11 protein-coding genes are annotated in these 12,803 nt (G+C 62.3%); 10 read left to right on the top strand and 1 reads right to left on the bottom strand.

What is annotated here, in order from left to right; genetic code table 11:
* Positions 1-10 precede the first annotated feature (10 nt).
* From IDH44_RS13950 to IDH44_RS13905, 10 genes are all read left to right on the top strand, one after another.
* Positions 11-1,663: a response regulator gene (locus tag IDH44_RS13950; protein ID WP_190918607.1), complete on the top strand. Its 1,653-nt coding sequence runs from the start codon at positions 11-13 to the stop codon at positions 1,661-1,663.
* Positions 1,663-3,453 (top strand): cache domain-containing sensor histidine kinase, encoded by a 1,791-nt coding sequence (locus IDH44_RS13945; protein WP_190918605.1) that lies wholly within the window; start codon positions 1,663-1,665, stop codon positions 3,451-3,453. The genes IDH44_RS13950 and IDH44_RS13945 overlap by 1 nt, the downstream gene beginning before the upstream one ends.
* 107 nt (positions 3,454-3,560) lie before the next feature.
* Positions 3,561-4,541: an ABC transporter permease gene (locus tag IDH44_RS13940; protein ID WP_190918603.1), complete on the top strand. Its 981-nt coding sequence runs from the start codon at positions 3,561-3,563 to the stop codon at positions 4,539-4,541.
* 15 nt (positions 4,542-4,556) lie between these two features.
* Positions 4,557-5,432 carry a carbohydrate ABC transporter permease gene (locus IDH44_RS13935; RefSeq protein ID WP_190918601.1) on the top strand — a complete coding sequence of 292 codons (876 nt, stop codon included), beginning with the start codon at positions 4,557-4,559 and terminating at the stop codon, positions 5,430-5,432.
* Positions 5,433-5,490: 58 nt separating this feature from the next.
* Positions 5,491-7,038 (top strand): extracellular solute-binding protein, encoded by a 1,548-nt coding sequence (locus tag IDH44_RS13930; RefSeq protein ID WP_190918599.1) that lies wholly within the window; start codon positions 5,491-5,493, stop codon positions 7,036-7,038.
* A 171-nt stretch (positions 7,039-7,209) separates the two neighbouring features.
* Positions 7,210-8,061, top strand: coding sequence for an ion transporter (locus IDH44_RS13925; protein ID WP_317890184.1), 852 nt, complete (start codon positions 7,210-7,212; stop codon positions 8,059-8,061).
* Positions 8,062-8,208: 147 nt separating this feature from the next.
* Entirely contained in the window at positions 8,209-9,693 is a 1,485-nt protein-coding gene (locus IDH44_RS13920; protein WP_190918597.1) for a protein adenylyltransferase SelO, read from the top strand.
* Positions 9,694-9,801: 108 nt separating this feature from the next.
* Positions 9,802-10,314, top strand: a complete 513-nt coding sequence (locus tag IDH44_RS13915) for an SRPBCC domain-containing protein (RefSeq protein WP_190918595.1) — start codon at positions 9,802-9,804, stop codon at positions 10,312-10,314.
* A 156-nt stretch (positions 10,315-10,470) separates the two neighbouring features.
* Entirely contained in the window at positions 10,471-11,721 is a 1,251-nt protein-coding gene (locus IDH44_RS13910) for an MFS transporter (protein ID WP_190918593.1), read from the top strand.
* A gap of 60 nt (positions 11,722-11,781) precedes the next feature.
* Positions 11,782-12,090, top strand: coding sequence for a hypothetical protein (locus IDH44_RS13905; protein ID WP_190918591.1), 309 nt, complete (start codon positions 11,782-11,784; stop codon positions 12,088-12,090).
* A 343-nt stretch (positions 12,091-12,433) separates the two neighbouring features.
* Here the strand turns inward: IDH44_RS13905 and IDH44_RS13900 are convergent, their stop codons facing one another.
* Entirely contained in the window at positions 12,434-12,667 is a 234-nt protein-coding gene (locus IDH44_RS13900; RefSeq protein WP_190918589.1) for a hypothetical protein, read from the bottom strand.
* Positions 12,668-12,803 lie beyond the last annotated feature (136 nt).

Here is a 12,803-nt window from a genome sequence, read left to right as displayed (position 1 = left end):
AGCCAGCCGCATGGAGAAGCTGATCATTGTCGACGACGAGCGCTCGACGCGCCGCGGACTCAGGGTGTGCATGGATTGGGCCAAGTACGGCATCGAGGTGGCGGGAGAAGCGGAGAACGGACGCAAGGGACTCGAGCTCGCGGAGGCGCTGCAGCCCGACATCGTGCTGACCGATGTGCGGATGCCGGTGATGGACGGGATCGAGATGACCGGGCGGCTGCGGGCCCTCCTGCCCGAGGTCAAGGTTGTATTTGTCAGCGGCTACGACGAGGTCGATTACTTGAAGACCGCGATGAAGATGGATGCGGTCGATTATATATTGAAGCCGGTGCATCTGCCGGAGCTCACCGAGGTTGTCGAGAAGATCGTGACGCTGACCCACCGCGAGCGCGGACGCCGCGACCTGCTGCAGCGCATGAGCGCCAGGCTGCACGAAAGCATGCCGCTCCTGCGCGAAAGATTTTTCGTTCAGCTCATTCGCGGCGGCGAGAGCGGAGGCGAGCATGACGGCGCCGCGCTGGGCAGGCGCGCCGCTTTTTTAGAGCTGGGTCTCGCGTGCGAGGCGTCGTACGCCGTGCTGCTGGTCAGCATCGACAATTCGCAGGCCGTCTTCGAGGCGATGCCCGAGCGCGAGGCGGAGCTGGTGTCGTTTGCCGTCTGCAACATTTGCCAGGAGGTGCTGGAGGCGGAGCAGGCGGGCTTTGTCTTCGAGCACCGGCGCGGCGAGTACGTGCTGGCCGTCCAGCTCGGCGAGCGGGGCGGCATCGAGTCGCTCGTGCCGCTTGCCGAGCGGCTCAAGGCGGACCTGAGCGGGTCCCTGGGGCGGCTCGCCGGCGGCATCAGCCTGACGATCGGCATCGGCGGCGTCGCGAGCGGGCTCGGTCAGCTGCATGCCTCGTACGCCATGGCCTACGAAGCGATCGCGCACAAGCTGTACCTGGGCCGCAATCGGGTCATCGCCTTTGATGCGCTCGGCTCGGAGCGGGCCGTCGATTTTGGCGGATGGCACGCGCGGATCGCCGAGCTGGCCGCGCTGCTCAAGTCGGCCGACCGCTCCGCCTTGCAGGCGCAGCTCTCGGAGACGTTCGCCGCGCTGGCGGCGGAGCGGACGATCGGCTACAAGGACAGCCAGCGCATCTGCCTGCAGCTGCTGCTCAAGATTTCCGAGTTCGTCGCGGAGTTCGGCTTCGGTACCGAGGCGCTGAGCCGCCGCGAGGCGGAGGCCTGGGCGCGCGTGGCACAGCTGGAGACGCTGGAGGACATGCAGTGCGAGCTGCTCGGACTGCTGGAGGCGGTGTGCGACGCGGTCGAGCGGCGCAAGCGGACGCGCTCGCACGAGGCGGTGCGCAGCATCGTGCAGATCGTCGAGTCGGAATACGGCGGCAATCTGACAATCGCCGACATCGCCGCCAAGGTGTACTTGTCGCAGACGTATATCTGCCTGCTGTTCAAGCAAGAGACGGGCGAGACGATCAATGAATACATCACGCGCGTGCGGATGCACAAGGCGCAGGAGCTGCTCCGCGACACCGATCTGAAGCTGGCAGAGGTCTGCTTCGCGATCGGGTACGCGGAGCCGAGTTATTTTTCCAAGCAGTTCCGCAAGTGGGCGGGCATGAATCCGCGCGAGTACCGCGATACGTACCGCGAGGACCGGGGCTGATGGGGCACAAGCTGCGGCTGCTGTGGGCGGCGTACCGCAAGATCGTCTATGTCTATCTGCTGCTCGTCTTGCTCCCCGCCTGCGCGCTGCTGTACGTCTATTTCCACAAGGCGTCGGCCGAGCTCGAGCGCCAGGTCGCCGAATCGATGCTGCGCGCCGTGGAGCAGGTGCGGATCAATGTCGATTATCGGCTCTCCATAGTGCTCGAGGTGTCGGATTCGCTCATCCTCAACGAGCTGCTGTACGACAATCTGGCCGAGCCGGCCTCCGGGTACCGCTTCGACCAGGTGATGGAGCAGCGCAATCTCGCCAGCCTGATCAAGAGCCTCAAGGGGCACGACATCCTGGGGATCAAGCTGTACGTCCCCGACGACAAGCTGTACGCCCGCGAGCACGTCCACTTCTTCGGCCTCAGCGAGGCGCGGGCCCAGCCGTGGTATGGGGATGTGATGGCGCGCAGCGGCGCGGCCTACTGGGTGTCGACCCGCCCGCAATTGTACGGCGCCGCCGGCGAGGTGCAGGCGCTGTCGCTGGCCCGCCTGATCCGCGACCCGCAGCGCTTTGAGCGTGTCATCGGGATCATGGAGATCCTCGTGCCGGAGACGAATTATGCGCCGATTTTATCGGGGGCGGAGTTCGCCGACGACGCGGAGGCGATGTATATTTTGGACCGCGCAGGGCGCATCGTCTCGCACAGCGGCGCGAGCCGGATCGGCGAGCGGCTGTTGCCGCAGCCGCAGTTCGCGGAGATGACGTCCGGGAGGTCCGGCATCCTGCGGTTCGCGCATCGCGGCGAGCCGTATCTGGCGATCTACGACACGCTGCAGCAGAATGGCTGGAAGACCGTCTCGTTCGTGCCTGCGCGCGCGATCAGCCGTCCGGACTGGGCCACCAGCTTCGCCTCGCCGCTGGTGCTGATCCTGTCCTTTTTGCTGCTGTTCATTCTGGCGGCATTCCTCGTGTTCGCCTACGTCACAGATGGCATGGTGGCGCGGCTGCGCCAGATTACGAGCCGGCTGCGGCTGCGCGGCGCCGAGACGGTCGGGGAGCGCATCGCGAACCGGCGCGGCGTGATCCTGCGCCTGGAGCAGAGCGTGGCGCATATGCTGACGACGCACGAGCAGCTGGTCGCGGACCATTACGAGACGCGCATGAAGGAGCGCGAGGCCCAGCTGCGGGCGCTGCAGGCGCAGATCAATCCGCATTTTCTCTACAATGCGCTCGATACGATCAATTGGATGGCGCTCACCCGCGGCGCTTCGGACATCAGCCGGATGCTGAATACGCTCGCCCAGTATTTCCGCCTGACGCTGAGCAAGGGCCGCGATCTCGTGACGGTGGAGGACGAGCTCAATCTGGCGCGGGCTTATCTGGACATTCAGCAGCATCGCTTCGACAATTTCACCTTCGAGCTGGAGCTCGACCCGGCCGTACGGGAGTGCCGGATTCCGAAGCTGACGGTGCAGCCGCTGGTCGAGAACGCCGTCCTGCACGGCATTCAGCGCAAGGAAGGGCACACCGGTCGGCTGCTTGTGCACGCGTATGCGAGCGGCGCGGGTTACGCGATCCGCGTCCGCGACGACGGCGCCGGCATGCCGGCGGAGCAGGCGGAGCGCCTGACCTCCGGCCTGCAGGGCGCGCCGGGACCGGCCCCCGCCGGGTACGGCCTGTACAACGTCATGGAGCGGCTGCGCATCTATACGCATGGCCGCTGCCGCATGCAGCTGGACTCGGCCCCCGACGTCGGGACGACGGTGACGATCTTCGTCGATCGCTTGCCGGAGCGCTGAGAGCGGTTTCCTTACATATCGACCAGAACGGTTAAAGGCTGTACGTATCGCGGCGCGCCGGGCAGGCGGTATACTGGGGGCAATTCCACGAAAGAGGGGGTGAGCGCATGGCGTACCAAGGCCCTGGCCCGGGGCCGGGCGACGGCTCGGGCTTGACGCGCACGCCGCGCGCGGGCAAGGAGCGGCCGGCTCGGCTGCCGCAGATCAAGCGTAATTACGATTTGTATTTGCTACTGGTGCCGGGCCTGGTGTTTTTGCTGCTGTTCAAGTACGCGCCGATCTACGGGCTTGTGATTGCTTTTCAGGACTTTAATATTTTCGCAGGCATCGGCGGCAGCGAGTGGGTCGGATTGGCGCAGTTCGAGCGCCTGTTCCAGTCGCCGGACTTCGCCCGGGTGCTGACCAACACGATTGTCATCAGTCTCTACAAGGTGGTCATCCTGTTCCCGATCCCGATTGCGATCGCGCTGCTGCTCAATGAGGTGCGGCTGATGTGGTTCAAGCGCTCGATCCAGACGATCATCTATCTGCCGCACTTCCTGTCCTGGGTCGTCATCGCCGGCCTGTTCGTCAATGTGCTGTCGCCGTCTGGAGGCATCGTCAATCAGGTCATCGTGGCGCTGGGCGGCGAGCCGATCCACTTCCTGATGGACAACAGCGTGTTCCGCTGGGTCGTGATCGCCACCGACGGCTGGAAGGAGGCAGGCTGGAATGCGATCATCTTCATCGCCGCGATTGCCGGTCTCGATCCGGAGCTGTACGAGGCGGCGCGGCTCGACGGCGCGAGCCGGCTGCAGCAGATGCTGCTGATTACGCTGCCGGGCATCGCCTCGACGATCATCCTGATGCTGATCCTGCGCGTGGGCAATGTGCTGGAGGCGGGGACGCAGCAGATCCTGCTGCTGTACAACCCCACTGTCTACGAGACCGGCGACGTCATCGGCACCTTCATCTACCGGATGGGGCTGTCGTCGATGGAATACAGCTTCTCGACCGCTGTCGGCCTGTTCGAATCGCTGGTCGGCTTCGCGCTCGTCATCGGCGGCAACGCCGCGGCCAAGCGCGCCACCGGCAAAAGCATCTGGTAAAGGGGGACGTAAAAAATGCGTCATATTCGCGCGGGGGACCGGGTACTGGACATTGTCGTCTACGCCTGGCTGGCGCTGTGCGCGCTGGCGTGCCTGCTCCCCTTCCTCAATGTCCTGTCGAAGTCGCTCAGCGCCAACTGGGCGATCGTCTCCGGACAGGTCGGGCTGTGGCCGGTCGGCTTCACGTTCGAGAATCTGTACTTCGTCATGACCGACAGCACGTTCCTGCGGGCGCTCGGGGTCTCGGCCTTCGTCACGGTCGTCGGCACGCTCGGCGCGATCCTGTTCACCGCGGTCGCGGCGTATCCGTTGTCCAAGAAGCATCTGCCGGGCATCAAGCCGATCCTGTTCGCGTACGTCTTCACGATGCTGTTCAACGGCGGGCTGATCCCGAACTATCTGCTGATCAAGTCGCTCGGACTGATGAACAACCTCGGCGCACTCATCCTGCCGGGCCTGATCAACGTGTTCAACATGCTGCTGATGAAGAATTATTACGAGAACCTGCCGGAGAGTCTGGAGGAATCGGCCAAGCTGGAGGGCGCCAGCAACCTGCGCATCGTACTGCGCATCATCATTCCGCTGTCGGCGCCGGTATTCGCGACGATCAGCCTGTTCTACGCAGTGGCCTTCTGGAGCGACTGGTTCCATCCGCTCCTCTACATCACCGATCCTTCGCTGAAGCCGCTGCAGCTCTACCTGCGCGATATCGTGCTGGAGGCTTCCGATGAGAGTCGGCTCACCCAGAGCATCGACAACCTGCTCAATGTCTCGCCGGAGGGCATCCGCAACGCGACGATTATTGTCTCTACGCTGCCGATCCTGCTCGTCTACCCGATGCTGCAGAAGTATTTTATCAAAGGCATCCTGATCGGCTCGGTCAAAGGGTGACGGCGGGCGAAACGCATCATGCAGTCATGGAAAGCAAAAATCACGAGGAGGGGTTCGCTTGGATCTGAGACATAAAAGAGGATGGATGGCCGCGGCGCTTGTATTGGTGGTGGTGGTGCTGCTGGCCGGCTGCAGCGGGCAGGAACCGGCCGGCGGCGGGAACAAGGACGCCGCTGCCGGCGGCGGAGGCGGGGAGCAGAAGGAAGCATCTGCGAACAAGCCGGAGCTGAAATTCCTGAAAGTGTATACGAATATTGATTACAATCATTATCCCGTCGCCGACTATATCGAGGAGGCGTCCGGCTATGCGATTCAGTATGACGCCCTGCCGCAGGAGCATGCGAGCGAGAAGCTGAATCTGATCATGGCCTCGGGCTCGAACTACGACCTCGTCGACGCCACCAATGCGCAGGACTTCTTCACCTTCGCCGAGAATGGCGCGCTCACCGATCTGACGCCGCTGATCGACGAATTCGGCCCGCATATCCGGGAGGCGATATCGGATGAGAGCTTCGCTTCGGCCAGCGTCGACGGCAAGATCTATGGCATCCCGACGCTGAACATCAGCTACGTGCGCACCGGACTGCTCATCCGCACCGACTGGCTGGAGCAGGTGGGGCTGCCGATGCCGCAGACGCTTGACGAGTTCACCGCGGTGCTGCGGGCCTTCCGCGAGCAGGACCCGGGCGGCAACGGTGCGCAGAACATCCCGTTCACGATGTCGGGCACGCCGTTGATCGACAACGTCGCCGGTGCGTTCGGCTTGTTCGTCGACGGCGGGGCGCAGTGGAGCGAGGTGGACGGCGAGCTCGTGCATGCAGCCAATCATCCGGCGCTGCCGGACTATCTCCAATACGTGCGCATGCTCTATGAGGAAGGGCTGCTCGATGCCGAATTCGCGACCAACAAGGGCTCGACCGCTGCCGAGAAATTCACGAGCGGGCGCGCCGGCGTACTGGTAGCCGGATGGTCGTCGATCCCCGGCTACGACGAGGCGCTGCAGAAGGTGCAGCCGGACGCGACCTATCAATTCCTGCTGCCGATGGAGGGCGCGGACGGGCAGAAGGGCTTCCTCAAGCACGGCGGGATCAACAAGATCACGTTCGTCCCCAAAAGCGCCGCCCACCCGGAGGATGCAGTCAAGGCGGTGAATGCGCTGCTGGAGCCGGAGACGTTCAAGGAGATGTTCATCGGCACGGAGGGCGAGACCTACACGGTCGAGGATGGCGCGTATCTCCCGATCGAGCCGGCGTTCTTCGATCAGCGCGGCTCGTCCAACGCCTTCGTGATCGGCATGGACGAGGACGTCTTCGAGACCTACTGGCAGGCGCGCCTCCGCAAAAATCAGGCGATGTACGACAATTATCGCATCGTCAACGAGGTGCCGGAGGAGCAGCGGGTGTTCAATCCGCTCGCCTTCGCGCCGTATCTGCCGCAGCTTGCGGCCAGCAACAACCAGTTGAACAGCGTCGTCAGAGACGCGCTCATCCAGATGGTCGTCGACGGCGTGACGGACAAGGGCATCGCCGATATGCAGAGCGCCTGGAAGGCGGCCGGCGGCGAAGCGGTGGCCGCCGAAATCAACGAGTGGTACACGAGCCGATGATGGCTAGGAAAGCGGGAAAGAAATAACAGTTTGCTGCAAATGTATTCGGCCGTGCAAGGAAGACTTCCTTGCACGGCGGTGTGTTCCGTTCCGGGAAGCGGGCCATTTACGTTTGCCCTATGTTTCATTGTATAATGAGGGTGAACATAGCTCGTGAGGCGGAAGGGGATAGTGGCACTGGCAATGGCGAACAATCGTAACGACGCAACTGCAGGCAGTCGGGCCGACGGTCCGTTCAGGGGGAGAATTCGGGCACTGGTGGAGCATCCCCTGTTTCAACCGATGGTGATCGGACTGATCATGTTTAATGGTCTTGTGATTATTATGGAGACGTACGATGCGGGCAATCGGCTGCTCTTCGCGCTGGACCGCATCATCATTTGGCTGTTCGTGCTGGAGGTGCTGCTCAAAATCGCCGGTCTGGGACCGCGCCGATATTTTGGGAGCGGCTGGAATGTATTCGACTTTACGATCGTGGCGGCGAGTCTGGCGTTCTACTCGACCTCGCTCGTCAGCGTGCTGCGGCTCGTCCGGGTGCTGCGGCTCATCCGCATGATACCGGCGATACCGGCACTGCGCAAAATCATCGACTCCTTGATGAAGTCGGTGCCCGCGCTGACGGGGATTCTCGGTCTTACCTTTTTGATCTTCTCCATCTATGCCATCATTGGCACGACCTTCTTCCGCGAGGCGCTGCCGTATGAATATTTTGGCAGCTTTCATCATGCGCTTTTTACGCTGGTGCAGGTCGTGACCTTCGAATCCTGGGCCAGTCAGGTGGCGCGTCCGGTGATCGAGCAGCTGCCGTGGGCCTGGGTCTACTTCGTGTCCTTCATTATTGTCGGCGCGCTGGTTATCCTCAATCTGGTCGTGGCCGTCATCTTGAGCTACCTCAATCAAGAGGAGGATACCCACCAGCAGAGCCAGCTCGACCGGCTGGTCCAGGAGAACGAGGAGCTGCGGCACGACATTCGCGACATCAAAACCTTACTGACGGAGCAGCGGAATAAACCGGAGGCGTAGCCCTCCCGTACGCCGCTGCATGTACACCCCTTTCCCATCGAAAGGGGTGTTTTGCATGGGGTTGCCGTACCCGGAGCAAGCGCATGTGACGTAGGCCGGCAATCGGGGTATACTGTCCGTACAAGGATCAGGAAGGGGATGGATAGCATGACGAACAGCGACATCACACCGCCCATGGGCTGGAACCTCGACAACAGCTACGCTCGTCTGCCTCATCATTTTTATAGCAAGCTGGCGCCTGTGCCGGTGGCCGAGCCGAGGCTGGCCGTCCTGAATGAGGGGCTGGCCGGCGCGCTCGGTCTCGACGCCGAGGCGCTGCGCAGCGCGGCGGGCGTCGAGACGCTGGCCGGGAATCGGCTGCCCGAGGGGGCGGACCCGCTCGCTCAGGCCTATACGGGCCATCAATTCGGCCACTTCACGATGCTGGGCGACGGCCGCGCCCTGCTGCTGGGGGAGCAGCGCACACCGGACGGCCGCCGCGTCGACATCCAGCTCAAGGGCTCCGGCCGCACTCCCTATTCGCGCTCGGGCGACGGCCGCGCCGCACTGGGCCCGATGCTGAGGGAGTATATCATCAGCGAGGCGATGCATGGGCTGGGCATCCCGACGACGCGCAGCCTGGCGGTCGTATCGACCGGCGAGCAGATCGTCCGCGAGTCGCTGCTGCCCGGCGCGGTGCTTGTGCGGGTGGCGGCGAGCCACCTGCGCGTCGGCACGTTCCAATATGCCGCGGCCCTGGATGACAAGGAGCAGCTGAGAGCGCTCGCGGATTATGCGCTGCAGCGGCATGCTCCCGAGGCGGCTCAGGATGAGGATGGGCGATACGTCGGGCTGCTGCGGGCCGTCATTGCCCGCCAGGCCGAGCTGATCGCGAGATGGCAGCTCGCCGGCTTCATTCATGGGGTCATGAATACCGACAATATGGCGGTCAGCGGCGAGACGATCGATTATGGACCGTGCGCATTCATGGATGCTTACGATCCGGAGACGGTGTTCAGCTCGATCGATCGTCAGGGCCGGTATGCTTACGGCAACCAGCCGCGGATCGCGGCCTGGAACCTGGCGCGCTTCGCCGAGTCGCTGCTGCCGCTGCTGGCCGAGGACGAAGCGCGCGCCCTGGAGCTGGGGGAAGAGGCGATCGGGGCGTTCGCCGGACTGTATCACGGGTACTGGCTAGACGGCATGCGCGCCAAGCTGGGGTTGTTCGGCCGCGACGACCACGAAGAGGACGAGACGCTGGTCCAAGAGCTGCTCGCGATGCTGCAGGAGCAAGGGGCAGACTATACCAATGCCTTCCGGGCACTCACCCTGGAGCGGCCCGAGGATAGCGGGCTGACCGCAGCGGATGCGTGGACAGCCTGGCAGACGCGCTGGCAGGCTCGGCTGGACAGTCAGTCCGAGTCGCGCGAACAATCGCTTCAGCTCATGCGGCGCAGCAATCCGGCGGTCATCCCGCGCAACCATCGGGTCGAGGAGGCGCTCGCGGCGGCGGAGCAGGATGGGGATTACGGCGTCATGCACGCGCTGCTTGCCGCGCTTGCCGATCCCTATGCCTACACGGCCGAACAAGTAGCCTATTGCGCAGCGGCGCCCGCGTCCGCCGGGCCGTACCGGACGTATTGCGGGACGTGATCGATACGAGTAGCGGCGTCATCGCGATATCAACTCACAAAATATTCTGTTGAACGAATATTCCTTGTATGGTATATTAAATGCAACATAAACAAGGAGGAATCGACCATGGCGAATGAAATGATGACGAAGGTGGAAGGCAATGAAATCATTTTGGAGCGCGTATTCGACGCGCCGCAGGAATTGGTCTTTCAAGCGTTCACGGAAGCGGAGCATCTGAAGCACTGGTGGGGGCCGCGCGGCTGGACATTGACGGCGTGCCACGTCGACTTTCGCCCGGGCGGCGTGTGGCATTATTGCATGAAGTGCATGGACGAGAACCAAGGGGACTTCTACGGCATGGAATCGTGGGGCAAGGGGGTCTATCAAGAGATCGACGCGCCTGCCGCCTTCAGCTACATCGACTACTTCTCCGATGCCGACGGCAACGAGTCGCAGGAGCTGCCGGCCACGCATGTGGCGATGTCATTCGTCGATGAAGCGGGCAAAACGAAGCTAATCAGCATCTCGCGTTACGAGAGCGAAGAAGCGCTCAAGACCGTGCTGGAGATGGGCATGGAGCAGGGTATCAAGGAGACGTGGGACCGACTGGGCGAGCACCTCGACAGCGTCCGCCAGTAAGGACTACGGTTATGGTTATTGTGGAGCTCGCTATGGACAGCTTGGCTGCCCGCAGCGAGCTCCAAGTCATTTGTAGCGGCGTTGGACACTGCGCATACGGTGTGGCATGATGGAAAGCATAGTTACTCAATTGCACATACAAGGAGTAGTATCATCATGTCCAATTCAGCACGGCGCGAGCGGCAGCCGCTCGAGAACGGCCATAAGCTGTGGTTTGGCGGGCTGCTCGTGATCTTTGCGCTGCCCGGGTTCGCCTTCGCCTCCTGGGTGTCGCGCACCACCACAATACGGGACCAGCTTGACGCGTCCACCTCCCAGATGGGATTCCTTTTGCTTGGCCTTGCCACCGGCTCCATTGTCGGGTTGACGGGCTCGGGGCGGCTCATCTCCAGGCTCGGCGCGCGCCGCTCAATCGCGGCCAGCACAATGCTGCTGGCGCTTGGTTTTATTGCCGCAGGGGCAGGGACAGCCGTAGCTCTGGCGCCGGTGATTTTTGCCGGGCTGCTCATTTTCGGGATCGGGTACGGCGTGCTGGATGTGGCGATGAACGTCGAGGGCGGCTCGCTCGAGCAGGCCCTAGGCCGCAACGTCATGCCGCTCTTGCATGCGCTCTTTAGCCTGGGCATGCTGCTCGGCGCGCTGGCGGGCACGGCGGCCATTGCGGCACAGCTGCCGGTGTCGATCCATCTGGCAGCGGTCGGTCTTGCGCTTGGCGGAGGCGTATACGCCTTGTCCCGCTGTCTGCCTCCGGCTACGGGACGGGAAGCGGCGGAGGAGCGGGAGGCGGATGTGCCAGGAGCGTCAAGGGCGTCAGGGGCGCGGCTCTCGGCGAAGATCTGGCGAGAGCCGCGCGTGTGGATGATCGGCCTGATTGTGCTGGGCGCCGCCTTCTCCGAGGGGGCGGCGAGCGATTGGATTCCGCTGGCGATGGTCGACGGGTACGGCGTGGAGGCGGCCACGGGCTCGCTGGTGTACGGCTTCTTTGTCGGCGCGATGCTCGTGGCCCGGCTGGCCGGGGGCTATATGCTCGACCGCTTCGGGCGCGTGGCCGTGCTGCGCGGCTGCGCCGCGCTCAGCGTAGCCGGCCTGCTGGTGTTCATCTTCGGCAGCGGGACGGCGGCTGCGGCTACGGGTGCTGTGCTGTGGGGCTTGGGCGCTTCGGTCGGCTTTCCGGTCGGCTTATCGGCCGCGGGCGATGAACCGCGAGGGGCGGCTGCCCGCGTGAGCGCGGTCGCGATGATCGGCTACTTTGCTTTTTTGGTCGGCCCGCCTTCGCTCGGCCTGCTGGGCGAGCAGATCGGTCTGCGCCGGGCGATGCTCGTCGTCCTGGCGATGGTGCTGCTCGCGGGCCTGCTGTCGCACGCGGCCCGCAAGCCGCGTCGGAGCGGCGCGCCGGAGGGCAGGTAGCGATCCTTCCCGCCGCGCGAACTGGCGAGACGGCGCTTTTGCAAGAATTGGAAATGAAGTATGCATCTGACCAAGGACGACTTCCGCCGTTTGATTGAAGAGGAACTGAATGATTCGGAAGACGAAGAAGCGCCATTTGAAAGCATCGCCATGCTCGACGACCGGACCATTGAGGCGGTGCTGGATACCTCCGGGGAAGGCGGCGAGATTGGAGCGGCCTTCATGACGCTGTTCATGGACGCCATTTTGCGCAACTTTTATATGGCGTCCGATTTCTACGAGGATGGACAGCAGCCGCTGATCCGATTCCTGGATACAGAGGGCAAGGTGCTCGCCGAGAATGAGGATTTTGTGCAGTCTGGATCCTAGGGCTTGTATGCCGCCTTCCTCGCTCGTCCTGCCAGGTTGACGCGGAGAGATCTGGGTGCCGCAGGCGCCCCCACGCACGATCTTCCGCAGCTCCCCGACCGTCGAGCAGTCACGCGGCTGTACAGGCAGCTGAATTGGAGGTAATGGTTCGGGATTGTTGCCGAAGTAGAGAGCAAGGACCTTGGGGCCTGAAATAACCCTTTTCAATCTGAGACGTTTCGCCTGTAATTAGCGATTTCTTACAAATTAAACCATTCCAAGAATAGGAGAAACAGACAGGATGAAACGAATCACATGGAAAGGGCCGCATTTACCGAAAAGGCTTCTTCTTGGCTAAGTTTATCTACTTTCTAGACAGAAGTCCACTAACTATACCCGTAATAAAAAGAACCGCTCCAAGAATAGCTGTGGTCCAATATATCATTTCAAAAGAAGCAGGCATATTAAAAAAAATGTAGTCAAAGTTAACAGGCCTCTGGTAAGCAGTGAAATTCACGTATAAAACAATGCTCTCCAAACTAAACACTGCGATCAAAATGGAACCCGAGAGGATGAGCCAAGGTGCAAGCTTTTTCATGTCTAAACCTCTTTTTCTCAAAATTAGATATTGAATAATACCAGCTCACATTCCGCACCCTTAGAATAGGCCGGCGAGCGGAATTTTGCAGTGAAAAATAAGCTCAACGAGCCCTAGCGATGATTTTTGAAGAAAA

Source organism: Paenibacillus sabuli, assembly GCF_014705605.1.
GTDB classification, from domain to species: domain Bacteria; phylum Bacillota; class Bacilli; order Paenibacillales; family Paenibacillaceae; genus Paenibacillus_D; species Paenibacillus_D sabuli.
Note: the sequence above shows the minus strand (reverse complement) of the source record. Positions and strands in the feature narration are given on the sequence as shown.

What these genes read in the sequence shown, in the direction of transcription:
- IDH44_RS13950 (WP_190918607.1), top strand. Translation starts at nt 11, where the DNA reads ATGGAGAAGCTGATCATTGTCGACGACGAGCGCTCGACGCGCCGCGGA.
- IDH44_RS13945 (WP_190918605.1), top strand. Translation starts at nt 1,663, where the DNA reads ATGGGGCACAAGCTGCGGCTGCTGTGGGCGGCGTACCGCAAGATCGTC.
- IDH44_RS13940 (WP_190918603.1), top strand. Translation starts at nt 3,561, where the DNA reads ATGGCGTACCAAGGCCCTGGCCCGGGGCCGGGCGACGGCTCGGGCTTG.
- IDH44_RS13935 (WP_190918601.1), top strand. Translation starts at nt 4,557, where the DNA reads ATGCGTCATATTCGCGCGGGGGACCGGGTACTGGACATTGTCGTCTAC.
- IDH44_RS13920 (WP_190918597.1), top strand. Translation starts at nt 8,209, where the DNA reads ATGACGAACAGCGACATCACACCGCCCATGGGCTGGAACCTCGACAAC.
- IDH44_RS13915 (WP_190918595.1), top strand. Translation starts at nt 9,802, where the DNA reads ATGGCGAATGAAATGATGACGAAGGTGGAAGGCAATGAAATCATTTTG.
- IDH44_RS13910 (WP_190918593.1), top strand. Translation starts at nt 10,471, where the DNA reads ATGTCCAATTCAGCACGGCGCGAGCGGCAGCCGCTCGAGAACGGCCAT.
- IDH44_RS13905 (WP_190918591.1), top strand. Translation starts at nt 11,782, where the DNA reads ATGCATCTGACCAAGGACGACTTCCGCCGTTTGATTGAAGAGGAACTG.
- IDH44_RS13900 (WP_190918589.1), bottom strand. Translation starts at nt 12,667, where the DNA reads ATGAAAAAGCTTGCACCTTGGCTCATCCTCTCGGGTTCCATTTTGATC.